This window comes from Providencia sp. PROV200, assembly GCF_049901995.1.
Classification (GTDB): domain Bacteria; phylum Pseudomonadota; class Gammaproteobacteria; order Enterobacterales; family Enterobacteriaceae; genus Providencia; species Providencia rettgeri_E.
The window spans coordinates 3,403,109-3,424,579 of the sequence record NZ_CP096307.1 but is presented as its reverse complement, the minus strand read 5'-3'; the positions used below and the strand labels follow the sequence as shown (position 1 = coordinate 3,424,579).

The 21,471-nt window shown below is 42.9% G+C and carries 16 protein-coding genes and 1 riboswitch; of the genes, 3 read left to right on the top strand and 13 right to left on the bottom strand.

All coding sequences use genetic code 11. The annotated features are described in order from the left end of the window. The first annotated feature begins 296 nt into the window (after positions 1-296). The gene (ftsP, locus tag M1E86_RS15655) at positions 297-1,712 is read left to right on the top strand and encodes a cell division protein FtsP (protein WP_213913053.1); all 1,416 of its coding nucleotides are present in this window, start codon (positions 297-299) and stop codon (positions 1,710-1,712) included. A gap of 71 nt (positions 1,713-1,783) precedes the next feature. Here ftsP and M1E86_RS15650 read toward each other — a convergent pair whose 3' ends face one another. After that, positions 1,784-2,398, bottom strand: coding sequence for a LysE family translocator (locus M1E86_RS15650; protein ID WP_125890328.1), 615 nt, complete (start codon positions 2,396-2,398; stop codon positions 1,784-1,786). 236 nt (positions 2,399-2,634) lie between these two features. Between M1E86_RS15650 and folA the strand changes: the two genes are divergently transcribed. Beyond that, complete coding sequence (folA, locus tag M1E86_RS15645) at positions 2,635-3,129, top strand: type 3 dihydrofolate reductase (protein ID WP_125890327.1); 495 nt, start codon at positions 2,635-2,637, stop codon at positions 3,127-3,129. Between the two features lie 73 nt (positions 3,130-3,202). Here folA and apaH read toward each other — a convergent pair whose 3' ends face one another. The 6 genes from apaH to lptD all read right to left on the bottom strand — a co-directional run bounded on the left by apaH (position 3,203) and on the right by lptD (position 10,029). Continuing rightward, complete coding sequence (apaH, locus tag M1E86_RS15640) at positions 3,203-4,030, bottom strand: bis(5'-nucleosyl)-tetraphosphatase (symmetrical) ApaH (protein ID WP_125890326.1); 828 nt, start codon at positions 4,028-4,030, stop codon at positions 3,203-3,205. Between the two features lie 2 nt (positions 4,031-4,032). Further along, complete coding sequence (gene apaG, locus M1E86_RS15635) at positions 4,033-4,410, bottom strand: Co2+/Mg2+ efflux protein ApaG (protein ID WP_004257676.1); 378 nt, start codon at positions 4,408-4,410, stop codon at positions 4,033-4,035. Positions 4,411-4,428: 18 nt separating this feature from the next. Then, complete coding sequence (rsmA, locus tag M1E86_RS15630) at positions 4,429-5,238, bottom strand: 16S rRNA (adenine(1518)-N(6)/adenine(1519)-N(6))-dimethyltransferase RsmA (RefSeq protein ID WP_004257672.1); 810 nt, start codon at positions 5,236-5,238, stop codon at positions 4,429-4,431. Then, positions 5,235-6,227: a 4-hydroxythreonine-4-phosphate dehydrogenase PdxA gene (gene pdxA, locus M1E86_RS15625; protein WP_213913052.1), complete on the bottom strand. Its 993-nt coding sequence runs from the start codon at positions 6,225-6,227 to the stop codon at positions 5,235-5,237. The genes rsmA and pdxA overlap by 4 nt, the downstream gene beginning before the upstream one ends. Further along, the gene (gene surA, locus M1E86_RS15620) at positions 6,211-7,530 is read right to left on the bottom strand and encodes a peptidylprolyl isomerase SurA (RefSeq protein ID WP_125890325.1); all 1,320 of its coding nucleotides are present in this window, start codon (positions 7,528-7,530) and stop codon (positions 6,211-6,213) included. The genes pdxA and surA overlap by 17 nt, the downstream gene beginning before the upstream one ends. Positions 7,531-7,656: 126 nt before the next feature. Next, positions 7,657-10,029 carry an LPS assembly protein LptD gene (lptD, locus tag M1E86_RS15615; protein ID WP_426099477.1) on the bottom strand — a complete coding sequence of 791 codons (2,373 nt, stop codon included), beginning with the start codon at positions 10,027-10,029 and terminating at the stop codon, positions 7,657-7,659. Positions 10,030-10,210: 181 nt separating this feature from the next. Between lptD and djlA the strand changes: the two genes are divergently transcribed. Beyond that, complete coding sequence (djlA, locus tag M1E86_RS15610; RefSeq protein WP_213913051.1) at positions 10,211-11,026, top strand: co-chaperone DjlA; 816 nt, start codon at positions 10,211-10,213, stop codon at positions 11,024-11,026. A 445-nt stretch (positions 11,027-11,471) separates the two neighbouring features. Here the strand turns inward: djlA and rluA are convergent, their stop codons facing one another. The 6 genes from rluA to thiB form a co-directional block, all read right to left on the bottom strand. Continuing rightward, the gene (gene rluA / locus M1E86_RS15605) at positions 11,472-12,125 is read right to left on the bottom strand and encodes a bifunctional tRNA pseudouridine(32) synthase/23S rRNA pseudouridine(746) synthase RluA (RefSeq protein WP_140171583.1); all 654 of its coding nucleotides are present in this window, start codon (positions 12,123-12,125) and stop codon (positions 11,472-11,474) included. Positions 12,126-12,261: 136 nt separating this feature from the next. Further along, the gene (gene rapA / locus M1E86_RS15600) at positions 12,262-15,168 is read right to left on the bottom strand and encodes an RNA polymerase-associated protein RapA (protein WP_213913050.1); all 2,907 of its coding nucleotides are present in this window, start codon (positions 15,166-15,168) and stop codon (positions 12,262-12,264) included. A gap of 379 nt (positions 15,169-15,547) precedes the next feature. Beyond that, entirely contained in the window at positions 15,548-17,899 is a 2,352-nt protein-coding gene (locus M1E86_RS15595) for a DNA polymerase II (protein WP_213913049.1), read from the bottom strand. Positions 17,900-17,961: 62 nt separating this feature from the next. After that, positions 17,962-18,672 (bottom strand): thiamine ABC transporter ATP-binding protein ThiQ, encoded by a 711-nt coding sequence (gene thiQ, locus M1E86_RS15590; protein ID WP_213913048.1) that lies wholly within the window; start codon positions 18,670-18,672, stop codon positions 17,962-17,964. Beyond that, on the bottom strand, positions 18,665-20,269 hold the full coding sequence (gene thiP, locus M1E86_RS15585) for a thiamine/thiamine pyrophosphate ABC transporter permease ThiP (RefSeq protein ID WP_213913047.1): 1,605 nt from the start codon (positions 20,267-20,269) through the stop codon (positions 18,665-18,667). The genes thiQ and thiP overlap by 8 nt, the downstream gene beginning before the upstream one ends. Next, on the bottom strand, positions 20,245-21,249 hold the full coding sequence (gene thiB / locus M1E86_RS15580; RefSeq protein WP_213913046.1) for a thiamine ABC transporter substrate binding subunit: 1,005 nt from the start codon (positions 21,247-21,249) through the stop codon (positions 20,245-20,247). The genes thiP and thiB overlap by 25 nt, the downstream gene beginning before the upstream one ends. 58 nt (positions 21,250-21,307) lie before the next feature. Beyond that, positions 21,308-21,405, bottom strand: a riboswitch (TPP riboswitch). Between the last annotated feature and the right edge of the window lie 66 nt (positions 21,406-21,471).

The following is a 21,471-nucleotide window of genomic DNA, read 5'->3' as shown; positions in this document are numbered from 1 at the left end:
TTAGGTTGAACACAGAATACACCGACTTGATTATCGTCTACTCTTCTTATCTTCCCTTTTTAATTACTTACCTTACTATTTATAATTCTATTAATTAAATTTTTACATATTAGATAGATATTTTTAGAATTTAGCATTTTTTCGCGATATCATGGCTCACAAATTATTATGGTCTTAAGTTGTTGCATCTAAGTAGTTATATTACTAGCGCCAACCTGAAATTAGCCATCTTATTGGCTGAAAATTTATAATATTAAATAATAAAATGCGCTGGAATTTTGTTTAGCGGAGAATTTATGTCATTCAATCGATGCCAAACCCTGATAGCGGCAGGGATGGCTCTATGTTTGTCTTATGCACCTATTTATGCGAGTGCAGAAGGGGCGACAGTTTTACCTGTGCCACCGTTATTAGAATCACGGTCGGGACAGCCATTATTTTTAACATTACAAAAAATTCATTGGTCTTTTGATGGAAAATATTCGGCTGATATTTGGGGAGTAAATGGTTCTTCCCCTGGGCCGACAGTCAAAGTAAAAAATGGTGATGATATTAAACTGATTTATAGTAATCGCTTACCTGAAGCGGTTTCGATGACAATCAGTGGGTTGCAAATACCAGGAACACAAATTGGTGGAGCGGCAAGGTTAATTTCACCTAATGCAGACTGGTCTCCGGTGATCCCAATACGCCAAAACGCGGCAACGCTTTGGTATCATGCCAACACTCAAGGAAAAATGGGTGAACAAGTCTATAATGGCTTATTGGGTATGTGGATCATTGAAGATGACGTGACGAAAAATTTGCGCTTACCTAAACATTATGGTGTCGATGATTTTCCTATCATTATTCAAGATAAGCGTTTGGATAATTTTGGCACCCCTGAATACAAAGCAAATGAACATGGATTTTTAGGCGATACATTACTTGTAAACGGTGTGCAAAATCCTTATGTTGAGGTCTCTCGAGGATGGGTGCGTTTACGGTTATTAAATGCGTCGAACTCCCGTCATTATGTAATGAAAATCAGTGATGGGCGCCCATTTTCGTTAATTGCGTCAGACCAAGGTTTGCTAACTGTCCCTGTGAGTGTTCAGGAACTGCCATTAGCGCCGGGTGAACGACGAGAAGTCTTGATTGATATGGCGAAAACGCAGGAGTTAACGATTACTGCGGGTGAGTCGGCTACCTTTATGGACCGTTTAAAAGGGCTATTTGAGCCATCGAACAGTTTAATTTCAACTAATGTATTAACCATCAAAGCGACAGGTTTGATGTCATTGGTAACAGATGGCTTACCGACACAATTAGTTGAAGATAAAACGCAAGTCACATCCAGTATCACACAACGTAATATTCATCTTAATGATGGCTTGGGTATTAATAATGCGACCATTGATACAAACAGGGTTGATTTCTCAAGTCGCCAAGGTAACTGGGAACGTTGGGTGGTGACGACGAATGAACCGCAAGCGTTTCATATTGAAGGCGTGCGCTTTAAGGTGCTAAATCGCAATGGCAAGCCAACACCGGCAGAAGATTATGGTTGGAAAGATACGGTGTGGGTTGATGGCCGAGTCGAATTATTAGTACAAATGATGCAACCCTCCTATAACCATTTTCCATTCTTATTCTATAGTCATAATTTAGAGAAGGCGGATTTAGGCTCGGCAGGGCAAATGGTGGTCGCACCGCAAGACACCATGCAATGATAATCATTATAACAATATTGAATATTCAAAAAGCAGGCGTTTAGCCTGCTTTTTGATGAGGGCGAATAAAGTTAGCTCAGCGCAACGCGAATACCGAAAGCGATTAATACCACGCCAAGGACTCTATCAACATATTTTTGTACTTTTGCTAGGCCTTTTCTTACAGGGGCGCTTTGGATTAAGAAAACTAAAATCGGCCAATAGATAACGGCTAATCCCCAAATAATAAAGGCAAACCACAGCTTCTCACCGACAGTAGAATTAATATCGAGTACTTGGGTAAAGACCGCTAAAAAGAACAACGTGGCTTTGGGATTTAATACATTACAGAGAAAACCTTGCATAAAGGCTTTTTTAAATGAAACCACTTCATGTTTACCCGTTGCTAAATCAACGAAGTGGCTTGATTGTGGGAGTAAACTTTTAATACCGATCCAAACCAAATAGGCCGCACCTGCATATTTTAAAATATTAAATAGCCAAGGAGTGGTCGTGATTAACACAGCAAGACCAGCAACGCAGTAAGACATATGCAAAGCGATCGCGACTATCACACCACATGCAGACATTAATGCCGCAGAGCGTTGGTAGCGAGCTGAGTTTTTGACAATTAAAAAGAAGTCAGGCCCTGGAGAAAGCATACCGAGTGCAGCGATGGTCGCAACCATAATACTCGTTTCGTACATGTTATAATCTCTTTTCCCGTTTAATGTTGGCAAATAAAAATGACCGGCTAAATACTCACATTTAGGCTGATATTAGAGGGGGCATTTTGTTTTTAAATGTTATTTTTAGTCGTAAGTTTATCAATTCGAGTATAAGTGATTCAAAGCTGTTTAAGGAAGCTTAAATTTAGTCGACGAAACAATTCTCTTTCCGTATAGTGTGCTCAATTTTTATATCTTGTTTCTAAGGTGAATAGATGAATATTAGCTTAATCGCAGCAATGGCGATCGATCAGGTTATCGGCATGGAAAAAGCGATGCCTTGGAATTTACCGGGGGACCTTGCGTGGTTCAAACGAAATACGCTAAATAAACCGGTTATTATGGGGCGTGTTACTTACGAATCAATTGGGCGCCCATTACCACAACGTGTAAACATTGTATTAAGCAGTGCGCCTGGGACTGATTCTGATGTTATTTGGGTCACTTCAATTGAAGAGGCATTGGCGGCGGCACAAGCCGTTGAAGGTAATGATGAAGTTATGGTCATTGGTGGTGGCAAAATTTACCAGCAGTTCCTGCCACTTGCGAACAAGCTTTACTTGACGCACGTAGATGCCGAAGTTATCGGAGATACCCATTTTCCAGCTTATGAGCCCGATGAGTGGGATTCTATCTTTACGGAATATCATGAAGCTGACGAAAACAATACCCATGGTTATTGTTTTGAGATCCTAACCAAAAGAGCATAACTTTTGGTGTGAGTACAAAAATGGCGCTTAATGGCGCCATTTTGTTATAACTTGTTGTTAACCATACAAAAAACTATTCTTTGCGGCTTTTCTGATATGACTTTTGTCGGTGATATTGTTTGGTTTCCCAATGGAATAGCGTTAAATCTCCTCCCCAACAGCATCCTGTATCTAAAGCATAGACGTTATCGGGGGTGCATTTCCCTTCGAGCGAGGCCCAGTGGCCAAAAAATACCGAATAATCATCGGGAATTTGGCTTGGTAGATCAAACCAGGGTTTTAGTGGAGCCGGCGCTTTTTTCGGGTTTTCCTTACAAATCATATCTAACTGCCCGTTCGGGAAACAGTAGCGCAAACGTGTTAACGCATTAGTACTAAAACGCAAACGCGCTAGCCCCATTAAGCTTTCAGACCAGTTATTTGGCATGTCACCATACATGGAGTCGATGAATAATGGATAGGCATCACTAGACAGCACCGCTTCAACATCTCTTGCACACATGCGTGCCGTTTCGAGATCCCATTGTGGTGTTATACCTGCATGAGTCATCAAGATCTTTTTTTCTTCATCAATTTGTAATAAAGGCTGACGACGTAACCAGTTGATCAGTTCGTCAAGATCCGGTGCATGTAATAACTCATCGAGGTGATCTTTGGGTTTATTACGGCTGATTTTACAGTAAATCCCTAACAAATGGAGGTCATGGTTACCAAGCACTAAACGAGCGGCAGAACCAAGGCTTTTTACATAGCGTAAAACTTGCAGTGATTGAGTTCCGCGGGCAATGAGATCACCAGTTAACCATAATGTGTCTTTGGTTGGATCAAAATGGACACTTTCCATCAAGTCACGGAGCTCATGATAACAACCGTGAATATCACCTACTAAATATGTCGACATAATTAATTAATCAGTGTTGGGATAGCAAGACGAAAAGCTGGGATATCAACGTGGAAACTATCCCCTTGTGTGCTTATCATCACATAATAACCTTCCATCGTACCCATTGGTGTTTCAAGGATTGCGCCACTGGTATAACGATATTCTTTTCCTGGTGGAATAAGGGGTTGTTCACCCACTACACCTTCACCTTGAACTTCGGTTTTATGGCCATCACTGTTAGTAATGAGCCAATAGCGGCTCATTAGTTGGATAGGCTCTCGCCCTAAATTACGAATGCATATTGTGTAAGCAAACACATATCGCGCAATATCGGGTTGAGATTGGCTTTCTATATAGACACTCTGAACTTGGATGCTTACATTTGGCTCATTAAGCATAGTGCCTCCTTCAACTGACTATTCTGAACGGTTAGAGAGATAGTTTGCCATTTTACAATATTGTTCAACAGAAATATTTTCTGCTCGGGTGCTTAAGTCAATACCCAGTTCGGTTAGCTCTTCAACACTGAATAAGTCCCCTAAACTGTTACGGATCGTTTTACGGCGTTGGTTGAAAGCTTGTGTGGTAATACGACTTAAAAATTTAATATCTTTTACCGGGTATGGATTTTCGCGGTGAGGGATCAACCTAACAATGGCAGAATCCACTTTTGGTGCTGGTGTAAATGCGGTTGGTGGTACTTCCAACACAGGCACCACGTTGCAATAATATTGCGCCATAACACTCAAGCGTCCAAAGGCTTTGCTGCCTGGACCTGCAACTAGACGATTCACCACTTCTTTTTGTAACATGAAATTCATGTCAGAAATAGAATTGGTGAATGTGAATAAGTGAAACATTAATGGTGTGGAGATGTTGTAAGGCAAGTTACCAAAGACGCGCAGAGGCTGGCCTGCTTGTTTGGCTAATTCACCAAAATCCACGGTCATTGCATCTTGCTGAATGATAGTTAATTTGTCTTTTAGTTGAGGATGAACGTGTAAACGCGCGGCAAGGTCACGGTCAAGTTCAACGACAGTCATTTTATCGATTCGGCTACCGACTGGTTCGGTTAAAGCACCTAAGCCGGGACCAATCTCTACAATGGACTGACCCGGTAGCGGGTTCATGGCATCAACGATGCTGTCGATAATAAATTGGTCAGTTAAAAAGTTCTGCCCGAAGCGTTTGCGGGCAAAATGCCCCTGATGGACTCGATTATTCATGTATTCTTAGATGTCATTTGGATAGCTAACTTTAATGCGGTGATAAAACTTCCCGCATCTGCATGACCCGTACCTGCGAGTTCAAGAGCTGTCCCATGGTCGACTGAGGTACGGATAAAAGGCAGGCCGAGAGTGATATTCACCGCTCTGCCAAAACCTTGGTATTTTAACACAGGAAGGCCCTGATCGTGATACATTGCTAACACTGCATCTGCATGGTCTAAATACTTAGCTTGAAATAGGGTATCTGCAGGCAATGGCCCAATCAAATTCATTCCTTTTGCTCGTAGGCTTTCAAGTGCAGGCTCTATCGTATCAATTTCTTCGGTACCCATATGGCCGCCTTCCCCTGCATGCGGATTTAAACCACAAACATAGATGGCCGGTTTTTCAATACCAAATTTGGTTTGTAAATCATGGTGCAAAATGGTGATAACTTCATGAAGGCTTTGTTGGGTAATAGCATCCGACACGTCTTTGAGTGGCAGATGTGTCGTGGCTAATGCAACACGCAGTTCCTCGGTAGCTAGCATCATAACAACGCGTTCACAGCCACTTCGTTGTGCAAAAAATTCTGTGTGGCCACTGAATGACATGCCTGCATCATTAATAATCCCTTTATGTACGGGACCTGTAACAAGCGCTGAAAATTCACCATTTAAACAGCCATCACATGCTTTTGCTAAGCTCTCCACAACATATTGGCCATTATCAACGTTGAGTTCACCTGCTTTTGCTACCGCTGCCAACTGAACTGGTAGAACGGATAAGTGACCTGTAGGCTGTACTTGACCAATTGAATTGGGGGAGTATTCAATTAATGTCAGAGGCAAATTTAGCGCTTTGGCACGTTGGCGTAATAAATCAGGATCGGCACAAGCAACCAACTCAACAGGCCATTGCTGTTGAGCTAGCTGAATAAGTAGGTCTGGACCAACCCCGGCTGGCTCGCCGGGGGTGATAACAATAGGCTTAATTTGTTTTTTCATCTGTAGATTGGCTGTCACGTCCATCAACCATTTTCACGTAAGCGGAAGCGCGTTGTTCTTGCATCCAGCTTTGTGCTTCTTCGTTAAATTTACGGTTAAACAGTAAACGGTAAGCTTGATCTTTTTGCGCCGCATCTGTTTTATCAACGTTACGAGTGTCTTCTAATTGAATTAAGTGCCAACCAAAATTTGATTGAACAGGCTGACTGAGTTCGCCTTTATTCAGTCTCATTAATGCATCACGGAAAGCTGGGTCATAGACATCAGGCATATTCCAACCTAATTCACCGCCTTTTAACGCACTGCCTGGGTCTTCAGAATTTTCTTTTGCAGCATCTTCAAATGAGATTTTGCCTGAACGAATTTCCTGAGCAATTTGAGTTAGTTTTTGTCTTGCTTGTGCATCATCCATAATTGGAGATGACTTAATCAAGATGTGGCGCGCTTTCACTTCAGTGACAGAAATAGGTTGGCTGCCACCACTGACATCGTTAACACGTAAAATATGGTAGCCGACACCGGAACGAATTGGGCCTGCAATATCGCCTTTTTTCGCATTTTTCAGTTGCTCAGCAAAGACAACGGGTAATTCTTGTAGGCGTGACCAACCCATATTACCGCCTTTCAGCGCTTGCGGGTCTGCGGAATAAGCGATAGCTAATTTACCGAAATCTCCACCTTTTTTCAGTTCAGCTAAAATTTTGTCCACTAATGCTTCAGCGGTTTTTAGCTGCTCTTGTGTTGGGTTTTCAGATAATGGGATCAAGATATGGCTTAAATTCACGCCCATTTCGTAATTTGCTTGTGAGCTCATTTGCTCAGCAAGAGAATCAACTTCTTGAGGTAAAATGGTAACACGGCGGCGAACTTCATTGTTACGCACTTCAGCAATCAGCATCTCTTTACGAATTTCGCTACGATACTGATTCATATTGATGCCATCTGCGGTTAAACGTTGTTGCATTTGCTGCAGTGTTAAACCGTTTTGACGAGCGATATCAGTAATAGTTGCGTCCACAGCTTCATCTGGAATATTGATTTGCATTTGGCTAGCCATTTGCAAAATGATGTTATCCATAACGAGACGCTCAAGGATCTGATGACGCAGAGTTTGATCATCAGGCACCTGTTGACGTGCGTTCTGAGCATTCAGTTTTACCGTGTTGATCATATTCTGGACGTCACTTTCCAGCACAACACCGTTGTTGACGACCGCAGCCACTTTATCCATTTGCTGAGGCGCAGCCAAAGCAGTGGAGCTTGCGAACATCAGTCCCAGAATAAGCGTTCTCCAATTCTTCATAATGGTCCTATAAATATTGACTTTGATTCCGCAAAAGCGGGCTAATCTCTTTTTACTCGTCCTACTTCAAGTTGCAGCGTTGTTGACTGCACCTCGAATTATTTAGAGTAAATTATGTTATTTTTATCAGAAAGCACGCTGATAAGGCATAATGCCACTTTCTAACATTTTCTGACTACCTAAACTATGATTGTTATTTAGGCCTCTAAGTTCCACATTGATTGACCATTTATTGTCATATTCACTACTGAACTTCTCTTTTTGCCAACCAACTATCTTACGTTCATAGCCAAGATTGACCGCCCAGCAGCAAGTATTGTATTGCAAACCAACCAGTTGGCTAGCAGGTTGCTGTTGTTTGGTATCATAATAATATGATCCTACAAAGCCCCAACGTTCGCTTAATGGCCAACTCATGACAGCACCCACTTGTGAAATACCACGTTGGTATTCAGGAAGTGTATAGGTATAGCCGCCATTCGCAGTATCTTCTCGGCGGAAGGTCGCTTGAATATAATCGCGGTCAACGAAACGGTAGTTCAACTGAACTAAACGATCGGCATCTAAACGGTATTCTGCAACCGCATTCCCCATGGTGACATTACCGAGACGGCGGTCATATTGTAAACCACCCCGTAAGCCCCAGTTATCATCAATTCGCCACATAGAGTCAGTGGCCCACAATAATGAACCCGTGTTGCTTTTATCATCAATAGGGCGATTTGAATCACCTGCACGCGGGCGTTCAAAGTAATAAATTTGACCCACGGAGAAATTAAAGCGTTCTGCTAAAGTATCGTCATAAACACGTGTCGTAACACCGGTGGTGAATTGGTTTGCAGAGGCAATACGGTCAAGGCCACTGTAAATTCGGTCACGGAATAAGCCGCTATAGTCTGATTGCAATAATGAAGAGTCAAAGTTATTGATATTATCTTGATCTTTATACGGAATATATAAATATTGGACGCGTGGCTCTAGTGTCTGAACGAAATCGCTGCCTTGGAAAAGGTCTCGTTCGAAGACAACTTTTGCATCGCTTTTAAACATAGGCAGAACGCGCGTAACATTTTTTTCTAAGCTTTTATCCGTATTCGAGCGAGGGATATCTTGGTCGTAATGAGTCGCATACAATTTGATGCTGTTATTCATATTCGCCCAGCCATTAGATAATGGCAGATTCACTTCAGGCTCAATGTGTAAACGAGTTGCATCTGGGTTATTTTTCCCCACACTCGTAAAACGAGCCGCTTGTGCGTATGTATGCACATCAAAGGCGCCTAAATTATTTTTATAATAATTGAAATCTACTTGTGGCTCTGCTTTATAAGCACGTTTGTTAGGGTTATCTGCAAAAATTTGGAATTGTTTGTGAGTGACTTTCGCATTCCAGTTTGTATCGGAATAACCTGCACTGAATTTTTGCGTGGCGTAGCCATCTGTAGTGTTACCATACTGGGAACTAAAGTCTGTAAAGTAGCTAGGGTCGCTTACTTTGGTATAGTCAGAGTTAAAATTCCAGTGCCCTGCATAAGTTCCTGAATGGCGCCAGTAGAACAACCAACGGTCATCGCTATCACGAGCTTCACGCTTACCACGTTCTTTGTCTTTGATATAAGCTCTGTCACGATTCAGATAATCAAAGGCCACGGTGCCTGTACCTGGCGCGATAAGGTAGCGGAATTCATTATTTAATTTTACACCACGGTGGGTCATAAATTGAGGTGTGATCGTGGCATCATAGTTTGGCGCAATATTCCAATAGTAGGGTAATGAAAACTCTAGCCCATCGTTACTTGAATAGCTCCCAGTCGGAATTAAGAAACCGGAACGACGTTTGTTACCAATCGGTAATTGCATATACGGACTATAGAAAATAGGCACGTCACCCACTTTAAAACGTGCATGCCAGATCTCAGCGACTTCTTCCTCGCGGTCGATAATCACTTCGGAACCCGCAACGCTCCAGCTATTATTGCCGGGTAAACAGGTCGTGAATGTGCCGTTTTCCATAATAGAATAACGGTTTTCACCCCGCATTTTCATTTTTGTCGCGTCACCACGTCCCTGACGGCCTACCATCATGTAGTTACCATCATTCACATCCGTGTTTTTATTATCTAAATTAGACCACGCAGAAGGGCCTTTTAAGATAATTTGTGGGTCATCGTAGTGAACATTACCTGTCGCGGTGACTTCACGGACGGGGAGTTCCCCGGCTGTTTCTGTTTGCGTGAGTTTAACCTTATCAGCGGTTAATGTTTGGTTCCCTTGTTGAATATCAACATTACCTTCATATTCAACAAAATTAGGGTATTCACCACGGACATCTTCAGCGGTAATGTGAATCGGCAGGCTGTTAGGGTCACCTTTTACAATCGGTTTTGTGTAAACAGGGACATCCAGCATACACTGCTGTGCAAGGTCAGCATGCGCTTGCTGACTATAAATTGCCGCCCATACCATGGTGGCGAGTAGTGTTGGATAGCTTTTTTTCATCATTAAATATGGGGTTCCGTCATCATTGGCATCGCCAGCAAACGCTCAAAGACTAACTTAGCCAACCACTTTGCGCCAGTATAATGTAAGAAACTTTACGCGCGGGTAGTTATGCATAGAGCTGAATGAATAGTATGATAATGCAAAATTGCATTTTGAGCATTGAAGAATTGAGGGATATATGCACTATTGGGGCAAAATTATTGGCGTTATACTCGCAATCGTCTCTGGATTAGGCTTTTGGGGGGCGCTAGTTGGGTTAATTATTGGGCATGGTTTTGATAAAGCATCGATCCAACGTAAATTTGCAGGGCGAATGAATAAGCGAGATCGCCAAATCATTTTCTTTGCGAGTACTTTCCAAATTTTGGGGCATTTAACGAAGTCCAAAGGCCGTGTAACCGAGACAGACATTCAGCTTGCGACCAATTTAATGGACAGAATGCAATTACACGGAGAAACACGAAAAGCGGCTCAACAGGCGTTTAGAGAAGGCAAATCACCTAACTTTCCTCTACGTGATGTACTAAAACAATTACGTATGGCCTGCTATGGTCGTTTTGATTTGATTCAGATGTTTCTGGAAATTCAATTACAAGCTGCTTTTGCCGATGGACAATTACATCCGAACGAACGAAAAGTACTGTTTATCATTGCAGAAGAACTAGGGATTTCTAAGGTTCAGTTTGAACAGTTCTTGGATATGATCCAAAGTGGTCGCCAATTTGGCCAAGGGTACTCTCAGCAGCAATCAGGCGGCTATTATCAGCAATCGAATGGCCCAACCCTTGAAGATGCTTGTAAAGTGCTTGGTGTGTCTCCCAGTGACGAGCCAACAAAAATTAAGCGTGCTTATCGTAAATTGATGAGCGAACATCACCCCGATAAACTGGTTGCTAAAGGTTTACCGCCAGAAATGATGGAAATAGCGAAGCAAAAAGCGCAATCAATCCAAGCGGCCTATGACTTAGTTAAGAAGGAGCTCGGCTTCAAATAAATTTCCCCGTCATATTTCGCGCCGCAGCGTTGTTGGCTGCGCTCGCGCACCCTAGTCACATACTACTGTATGCTCCTAGGGATTCGCTCTCTTGCCGCCTAGCTGCAACACGAACTATTTAGGGGAAATCAGGCTAACGAAGAAAAACCCAAAAATCTCGCTTTGTTATCTTCATTCATGAACCCTAGTCACGTAGTTATCTATGCGCCTAGGGATTTGCTCTTTTGCCGCCTAGCTGCAACACGAACTATTTAGGGGAAATCAGGGGAATAATTAAAATGGATTATTTCGCTTCCGTTTTTTGTTGGCTGCGCTCGCGCACCCTAGTTACATAGTTATGTATGTTCTTAGGGTAAAAACAAACGGGAAAATAATCAGCGCAAAAACAGAGTGAGTTAATTTCTGCACTGGTAATATTGAAATCTAATCAATCGATTAGAGACCGTTAAAAATCCGGTGGGCAGGTAAAATGCATTGGTGTGCCATATTCAGGGTGGGTGATATATAACTCCTGAGCATGTAACTGTAAGCGAGGGGCGAGCGCTTTGGCCTCATCGTGAGCATAAAAGCGATCACCAAGAATAGGGTGGCCTAAAGCTAACATATGGACTCTCAATTGGTGAGAGCGGCCTGTAATTGGTGACAGTTTCACGCGAGTGGCTTGTTCTTCATATTGTAAAACTTGGTATTCAGTTTGTGCCGATTTACCCGTTTCAAAGCACACCTTTTGCTTAGGGCGGTTTGGCCAATCACAAATCAGCGGTAAATCAATCAAACCTTCTTCTTTTTCTAAATGACCCCAAACACGAGCAATATAGACTTTTTTAGGCTCACGCTCCCTAAATTGGCGTTTAAGCTCTCGCTCAGCCTTTTTGTGTAGCGCCACAACCATGACACCACTTGTCGCCATATCTAAGCGATGTACAGATTCAGCTACGGGAAAATCACGCTGAACACGGCTCATAATGCTGTCGTGGTGCTCAGGGGCTTTTCCGGGCACAGAAAGTAGCCCACTAGGCTTATTCACCGCAATAATATGGTCATCTTGGTATAGCACATGCAGCCAAGGTTCAACGGAGGGATGGTAGGGTTCCATCATAAGGTATATCGCTCCCAAAGCTCTTAAAATAAATTCTCCCTCTAATGAGGGAGAAATTGGTAATGATTTTAAGCTACGCTCATCATAATTTAAACAGCTAATAATAAGTGCATGAATGGTTTAGCACGTAATACGCTTATTGATGAGTCACCACAACTAAGCGGATGGCATCTAGGCGCCATGTAGCTTGGTCGATATTGGTCATCAGTTTTTGGCGCTCTTCTTCAATGATCTCAAGCTCTTCATCACGGATATTGGGGTTGACCGCTTTGAGTGCTTCTAAACGAGAAAGTTCCAGCGTCAGTGCCTTATCTGCCGCTTCTTTTGCATTTTCTATCAATGCCTTGGCTTCTTTCTCGATCATCGGTTCAGATAAACGTAATACCGAATGAACCTCATTTTGTACGGCATTGACCAATTTGCTCGCCATATGGCGATTAATGGCATTTAATTGGCGGTTAAAACTTTCAAACTCAACTTGAGATGATAAGTTATTACCTTTTAAATCAACTAATAAGCGTACTGGTGTTGCAGGTAAGAACCGGCTAATTTGCAGGTTTTTAGGTGCTTGCGCTTCCACAACGTAAATGAGTTCAGTCAATAAGGTGCCAACAGGTAATGCTTTGTTTTTTAACAAAGAAACTGCGCAGCTGCCAGTATCGCCAGATAACACTAAATCTAAACCATTACGAATAATTGGGTGCTCCCAGCTGATAAATTGCGTGTCTTCACGGGAAAGCGCTTGCTCTCTATCAAATGTGATGGTGCAACCATCTTGAGGAAGCCCTGGGAAATCAGGGACTAACATATGGTCTGAAGGCGTTAGGATAATCAAGTTATCACTTTTATCTTCTTGATTAATACCCACGATATCAAAAAGATTAAGTGCAAAGTTGACCAATTCGGTATCGTTATCACCCTCGCCAATTTCTTCAGCTAATTGATTACCCGACTCGCCACCGTTTGAATGCATTTCAAGTAAGCGGTCACGGCCTTGTTCTAATTGTAATTTCAAGCTGTCATGTTCAGCACGGCAGGTTTTAATAAAATCATCAAAACCTTCAGTGACTGTCGGTTCAGCCATAAATTGTAGCAATGGTTGGTAGTATTTATCGTAGATAGCGCGACCGGTTGGGCAGGTATGTTCAAAGGCATCTAAGCCTTCGTGATACCAGCGGATCAGCACCGCTTGCGCAGTCTGTTCTAAATAAGGCACATGGATACTGATATCACGGCTTTGGCCAATACGGTCTAAACGGCCAATACGCTGTTCCAGCAGGTCAGGGTTGAATGGCAGGTCAAACATTACTAATTGATTAGCGAACTGGAAGTTACGTCCTTCAGAGCCGATTTCAGAGCACAGTAATACTTGTGCGCCTTCTTCTTGCGAGGCGAAATAGGCAGCTGCACGGTCACGCTCTAATAACGATAACCCTTCATGGAACACGGCAGCACGAATAGCTTCGCGCTCGCGTAAAACTTGTTCTAATTGTAGAGCAGTTGCGGCTTTTGCGCAGATCACTAGCACTTTTTCATGACGGTTAGCAGTCAAAAAGCCCATTAACCATTCAACACGTGGGTCAAAGTTCCACCAAGTGGCGTTTTCACCTTCAAACTCTTGGTAAATTTGTTCTGGATAGAGCATCTCTTTTGCACGTGTTTCAACGTCTTTTTTACTACCCATAATACCGGCCACTTTAATTGCGGTTTGGTATTGGCTGGGTAATGGCATTTTTAATGAGTGCAATTCACGACGCGGGAAGCCTTTCACGCCATTACGGGTATTTCTGAATAACAGGCGGCTTGTTCCGTGCCTGTCCATCAACATGTTGATCAGTTCTTGGCGAGCAGCATGGCCGTCTTCACTCTCAACATTAGCCGCTTTTAGCAGCGGTTCGATATCTTGTTCTTTGATTAGCTCATTAAGTAAATTTTGCTGGTCACTCGTTAGTTTATCACCCGACAGTAACAGTGAAACTGCATCAGCGACCGGACGGTAGTTTTCTTGCTCAGCAATAAAGTCTTGGTAATCATGGAAACGGCTAGGGTCAAGCAAACGCAGGCGGGCGAAGTGGCTTTCTTGGCCAAGTTGCTCTGGTGTTGCCGTTAATAGCAAAATAGACGGGATATTTTCGGCTAATGTTTCAATGACTTGATATTCGCGGCTCGGGGCTGTTTCGCTCCACTGTAAGTGGTGAGCTTCATCGACAACCATCATGTCCCAGCCAGCTTCAACTAATTGGTCAAAACGCTGCTTATTGCGGCGGACGAAATCCAGTGAACAGAGAACAAGTTGTTCTGTTTCAAATGGATTGTCGCTGTCATGTTGTGCTTCGCTATAGCGGCTATCATCAAACAATGAAAAACGTAGGTTAAAGCGGCGTAGCATTTCAACCAGCCATTGGTGCTGCAAGCTATCAGGAACGATAACTAAGACACGTTCAGCACGGCCTGCCATTAATTGCTGGTGGATAATCATTCCTGCTTCAATGGTTTTACCTAAACCCACCTCGTCAGCGAGTAATACGCGCGGGTGGTGGCGTTTTCCCACTTCATTGGCAATATGTAATTGGTGTGGGATCAAGCTTGCACGAATGCCGCGTAAGCCAGTCGCTTGGTGTTTGACTTGCTCGCTTTGAAATTTGCGTGCACGAAAGCGCAAAGCAAAACGATCCATACGGTCAATTTGCCCAGCAAATAAACGATCTTGCGGTTTATTGAATGTGAGCTTGCTGTCAAGGAACACTTCTCTAAGGCTCACACCGGTTTCTTGCGTGTCTAAGCGTGTGCCGATGTAAGTCAATAATCCTTTATCTTCTTCAATGCTTTCAACTTGAAGTTGCCAGCCTTCGTGGCTGGTAATGGTATCACCTTCATTAAACATCACTCGGGTAATAGGGGCATCACTGCTAGAGTAAAGGCGGTTTTCGCCACTAGCAGGGAAAAGCAGCGTTACCATACGGGCATCAATTGCCACGATGGCACCTAATCCAAGTTCGCTTTCTGTATCGCTGATCCAGCGTTGACCAAGAGTAAATGGCATAGATTTAACTTAATTCCATAAAATTGAGAGTTTATTTTTTAGATTTTTTAAGACAATTTTTATCAGTGTCTTCGCCCAGTGTTGGTGTAACGCATTAGCTAGTTACACAAGGAAGAGTTCGAATTATTTTAAAAACAGTCGTTACCTGATGATTAATTATACACATTTAATCATTCAAATTGCAGCAAAGTAAGCATCAAGACGTTTGCTGGGCTTGTGGCCAAGACAATAAGTAATGTCTATTTGAATTATAACGGGTATTGTTGATTATCACGCATAATTTGTGTAGCCAGACGTGCGAGATATCAAAGGGGCGATATATTAATTCAACCGAGGGCTATCGTCACCTGTTAAAAAAGCATCAAAGGTGGAATAAATTTTAAAACAAAAGGGTGATTTGCCCAGTTAGCAGGGTATCAAAGTCATCTTGTAAGAAAGGTAAGATGGCATCGGCTATTGGCTTGATTTGCTTAGCGATATAATGTTCGTAATCTGGTTTTGCTGTGATGATTTCTAGCGGTTCAGGCCCCGCTTGAGTGATAATATAGTTTATCCAACCACCATTTTGGTACTGCAAAGGACGCTGTAATTTTAAATTATAATCATCAGCGGTACGAGCGGCTCGAACATGGGGGGGAACATTTTTTTGGTAATCAGTCAATTTTCGGCGCAGACGCTTTCGGTAAACTAAACGGTCATCATATTGGCCTGAACGAATATTTTGTACATATTCACGAATATATTCACGGTAAGGTTGGCGATAAAAAATACGAGTATAGAGCTCTTTTTGGAATATTTGTGCTAATGGGGTCCAGTCTGAGCGAATGGTTTCCAGCCCTCGAAACACCATGGTGTCTTTACTCAGCCCTGCATAGCGCTTTTTGCTCCCCATTTCAGCACCACGCACGGTTGGCATTAAAAATCGGCGGTAATGGGTCTCATATTCGAGCTCTAAAACCCCCTCTAATTGCCACTCTTCTGATAAATGCTTTTTCCACCAACTATTCACGTAATCACGTAAAGCAAAACCAATTTTTTGGGCTTGCTCTTCAGTGTGGGCATCACGTAACCACACAAACGTGGAGTCGGTGTCCCCATAAATAACCTGATAACCCTGTGACTCAATCAAACGTTTGGTTGTACGCATGATTTCATGTCCGCGCATGGTGATTGATGCAGTTAGCCTTGGGTCAAAAAAACGACAACCTTCAGCCCCAAGTACCCCAGCGAATGCGTTCATAATAATTTTCAACGCTTGGGATAGCGGTGCATTATGTTCTTTTTTGGCTTTATCCCGTTCTTGCCAGATATGGCTGACAATATCGGGTAAACAGTGGGTTGTGCGAGAAAACCAAGCTTGGCGAAAACCGGGAACAGAATGTTCAAGGTCTGGATGCGCTAATCCTTCAATCATACCCGCCGGGTCGATGAGAAAAGTTCTAATAATTGAAGGATATAGGCTTTTGTAATCCAAAACTAATACGGAGTCATATAGCCCGGGTTGAGAGTCCATGACAAAGCCACCGGGGTTGAGTTGCATTTTTTGCTCTGTGAGGTTTGGCGCAACGAAACCAAGGCGGTGCAATCGTGGGATATATAAATGAGAAAATGCGGCAACTGAGCCCCCCATTCGATCGACAGGCAACCCTGTCACCGTTGAACGCTCCTGCAAAAACGCCATTAAATCAGTTTTTTCAAAGATCCGATGAACTAAAATACAGTCTTGAATATTGTAATGTGCCAAGGCCGGTTTATCGTGAGCAAAGCGACGGTTTATTTCATCCATTCGATCATAAGGGGTATCTATGGCTTTGCCCTCACCAAGTAGCGTTTGGGCGACAAACTCTAAACTAAATGAGGAAAAACTCCATGTCGCGGCTTTTAATGCATCGATACCATCAATAATTAATCGGCCTTCAGCAGCAGCAAAAAATACTCCTTGTTTAAAGCCATGCTCTCGCCATTCCAGTTTTTTACTTTGCCGACCAAACAATAAGGGGATGCCATAACGCTCTGCATGCTTTTGTAAGACTTGTAGGTCGAATTGGATTAGGTTCCAACCGATGATGGCATCAGGGTCGTATTGGTGAAGCCATTCATTGAGCTTATGAAGTAATTGTGGGCGGCTATTCACATAAATTAAGCGATGTTCAGTGCTCAATGCCGGCCCTTGTTCTGGCCCTAGCATAAATACCACGTTGTCACCGCAGCCAGACAACCCTATCGAATAGAGCTCACCATGTTGACTGGTTTCGATATCAAGGGAAACGGCTTTGACTAAAGGGCGATAACCTTCGCAAGGTTTTAGTTGGAACTCCCCTTGGGGATCCCGAGAGAACCAGACAGAAGCTGCGATAAAGCGTTCCATTAAATAGCGTTCACTTGGACGAATATCGGTTTCTAATAATTCCACACCCAATTCGTGGCAACTTTTTTCAAGGTTCTGTAATTGTCGATATTGATGGCAATAAATTGCATAGACTTTTTCGCGTTTAAAATCAATTAATTCAAGGAGCCGATAGGTAATGCTGGGTTGTTCATCTAATAGATGTTTTACTTGAGGAAATTGAGATTCAGCTAAAAAGCCAATCGCTTTTTGATAGGGAACAGTGACCTTTTGAGGTTGGTTATCAGTGAGTAGCCAATAAGAGACCTCGACACCGTGGCGGGTGTCTTTCCAGTGACGGCTAAGAATAAAGCCTCTTTCCACTGAGCGGATGAGTTGGGTCATTAGGCTACTCGCATAAAAATAGTTATGATAAATATACGCGAATAGTGTGAATTTATACAGTGTTAATTATTGGCAGCGGTTGTGATACTCAGTAACGCAGATGCCGCACTTTGCCCTTTCAATAGTAATTGAGTATCGCCATCGTAGGCGATTTTCCCCTCTGCAATAACCAGTGTCCGTGGGGCAATTTGCAGGGCATCATCGACATTATGGGAAACCATTAATAACGTGATTGATTTCTCAGCACAAATTTCCTTAAGTAATAACAGCATTTCTCGGCGTAATGCAGGGTCGAGAGCAGAAAAAGGCTCATCAAGCAGTAAAATCGGTTGGTTACGGATCATGCAGCGTGCCAATGCTGCGCGTTGGCGTTGTCCCCCCGACAATTGAGCCGGTAACCGATCTAAACATTCACTCAGGCTGACTCGGCTCGCCATTTGTTCAACTAGTTGAATTTGCGTTTTATTAAGGCGCAAATTGGGTTGCAGACCCAGACCAATATTTTGCCGGATAGTCAGGTGTGAAAATAAATTATTTTCTTGAAATAGCATGGAAACAGGGCGCTTAGCAGGTGGCGTGAAGGTATGGTCTTCGCCATTGAGCACAATCTTACCGCTATTGGGAAATTGAAAACCGCTAATTAAACTTAATAGCGTACTTTTCCCTGCACCACTTGGCCCCATAACTGCCACAGACTCACCGGACTGAACAGAAAAATCAAATGACATTGTCAGGTTGTCGTATTGGTAATCTAACTGAGTCAATTTAATCATGATGTTTTCCTGAAATACGTTCAATCAAGCTGAATAAGCAAAAGCAAAGTAATAACAATAGCATGGCCGTAACAGCCCCATCGTTCGACCGATAAGCCCCTATTTGCTGATAAAGATAATAAGGGAGCGTGCGGAAGTTATCATTGCCAAATAACGCGACGACACCAAAATCACCAATTGAGATAACACAGGCAAATGCGAGCGCTTGGGCGATTGGTTTACGCAGTGCTTTAAGTTCAATAATTCGAAAGCGATTAAAACCCGAAATATCGAGTGATTGGCACAATGGGTTATAGCGTTCAGCGCTGTCTCGCATGGGGTTTTCTAATACTTTTAACGCATAGGGGATAGCTAACAAAGCGTTTGTCATGATGACTAATGGGTAAGGGGATTCAGGTAAGCCTATCGTTTCATTAAAAAAGATAAAAAAACCTGTCGCTAGCACAATACCGGGCATGGCTAAAATAATTAACCCGCTAAGTTCTATGGCTTGCCCAAGACGAGCAGCTTGGCGTAAGCGCAATTCACGACTGCTCCATAACAACATTAAGGTTAATGCCACGCAGACAGCGCCCGCACATAGTGCAATAAACACCGAGGTTGCAGTGGCTTGCCATAAGGCAGATTGCTGCAGTACCGCCCAGAGTTGCCCATTTAAGCCATCGAAAATAACGGCGAACAGCGGGGGAAGCAGCAATAGCATGGCAGCAATAATGAGCAGCAGGTCACGAATACGACGAAATGCGTTATCAGCGGGGTCAACCCATTGCGCTTGTTGGCTAAAACCCACTGAAAATACACTATTTACTCTGTGGCAGATAAACATTAAACCAACACAGAAAAACAGCTGGATGAGTGCCAAAAGGGTGGCTCGTCCTAAATCAAAATCATAATTCAGTGCTTGGTAAATAGCCAATTCGATGGTGGTTGCTGCCGGGCCGCCTCCTAAAGCAAGAACCGTCGCAAAGCTGGCAAAGCACAACATGAAAATTAATGCGGCCGTGGGTAATATTTGTCGTCGTAAATAAGGCCATTCTAAAATAGTAAATTGTTGCCACTCATTAAACCGCAGCTGTGCTGCAATTTGCCGTTGCTCAACGGCAATATTCTCTAAAGATTGCAATAGCATACGTGTTGCTAGTGGCATATTAAAGAATACATGCGCTAACAAAATGCCTTTTAGACCATAAGGTGAGAAGGTGTAATTAAGCCCCAATAATTGGCAAAGTTTAGCCAACCAACCCGTTTGCCCGTAAACCGATAAAATACCAAACACGGCAACTAACACTGGAAGAACCAAAGTCATCGCACATAAACGTAAAAACAGAGTTCGCCCAAAAAAACGACGGCGATGTAATGCTCTTGCGAGAAAAATAGCAGGGATCACAGAAAAAATAGCGGATAAAAAAGCCTGCCAGAAAGTAAAACCAATCACATGCCACAAATAGCTATCACTGATAATGTCAGCCAGTGAAATTTCAGGTGCAAAAAACCACAGCGCGCCAAAACTAATGAGTGCAACTGTAATCAATAAACCGGAGGCCAACGCCCCCGGTAGTAAAGATAAATTCATTAGCGACTGACGGCGGCTTGCCATAAACGAGTCCAGTTTTGGCGTTCTTTTGCAACTTCTTGAGAACTAAATTGTAAGGCTTTTTCAGGTAGAGGTAACTGGTTGTATACCTCAGGTAATGGAATATCAATGACCGGATACATCCAGTTCGTTGTTGGTAAGGTGTTTTGGAAATCAGGCGTTAAGACAAACTGTAGGAATTGCTTGGCGAGTTCCGGTTGTGGGCTATTTTTTAGCCTTGCTGCGACTTCAACTTGCATGTAGTGACCTTCATTAAATAATGCCGCCGCATAGTTATCTTTTTGGTCATTAAGTATTTGGTAGCCCGGTGATGAGGTATAACTGAGTACAAAATCACCTTCCCCTTTTAAGAACAGGCCATAAGCTTCACTCCAACCTTTAGTGACGGTAAGTGTTTTGCCTGCCATTTTTTGCCATGCATCCGCAGACTTATCGCCATACAGTTTTTCAATCCACAGCATTAAGCCAAGCCCTGGAGTGCTGGTGCGAGGATCTTGGTAAATAATTTTCCAATTATTATCACTATTTAATAATGCATCCATACTTGCTGGTGGTTGTTTAATTTTATTAGTGTCATATATAAATGCAAAGTAACCATAGTCATAAGGAATAAAGGTTGAGCTATCCCACGAAATAGGCAACTTCAATGCACTAGTATCAATGTCAGCAGGGGCAAACAGGCCTGTTTTTTCAGCAGAATCTAATAAATTATTATCTAACCCTAAAATCACATCTGCTTTGCTTTTTTTCCCTTCCATTCTGAGTCTGTTTAGCAGCGCTACGCCATCTCCCAGCGCCACTATTTTTAACTCGCAATCGCACTGCGCTTCAAAATTCTTTTTAATTTGAGGGCCAGGGCCCCACTCTGCAGCAAAGGAATCGTAGGTATAAACAGTGAGTGTTGGCTTATCAGCCCATGCTAATTGGCTTAAACTGAGTGCACTAAAGGTAAAAATCGATGCTATAATTTTGTTTTTAAACATGCTTTTTCCTGCGCTAATAGAGAGTGACACAGGATTTGAGGTGGAACCGGTGCAGATATGCAGGCGGTGGCTCAAATCCCTACGCCGGTATTAACCGGATCAGGTTCTACGGGTTAGTTCTCAGCCTAAATAAATTCGGCACCCCGTTGAGATGTTCACTATTGTAGTGACTTCAGACATATCTGCAAACTGTATTGATATAGGTTTACCAGTTTAGGTATG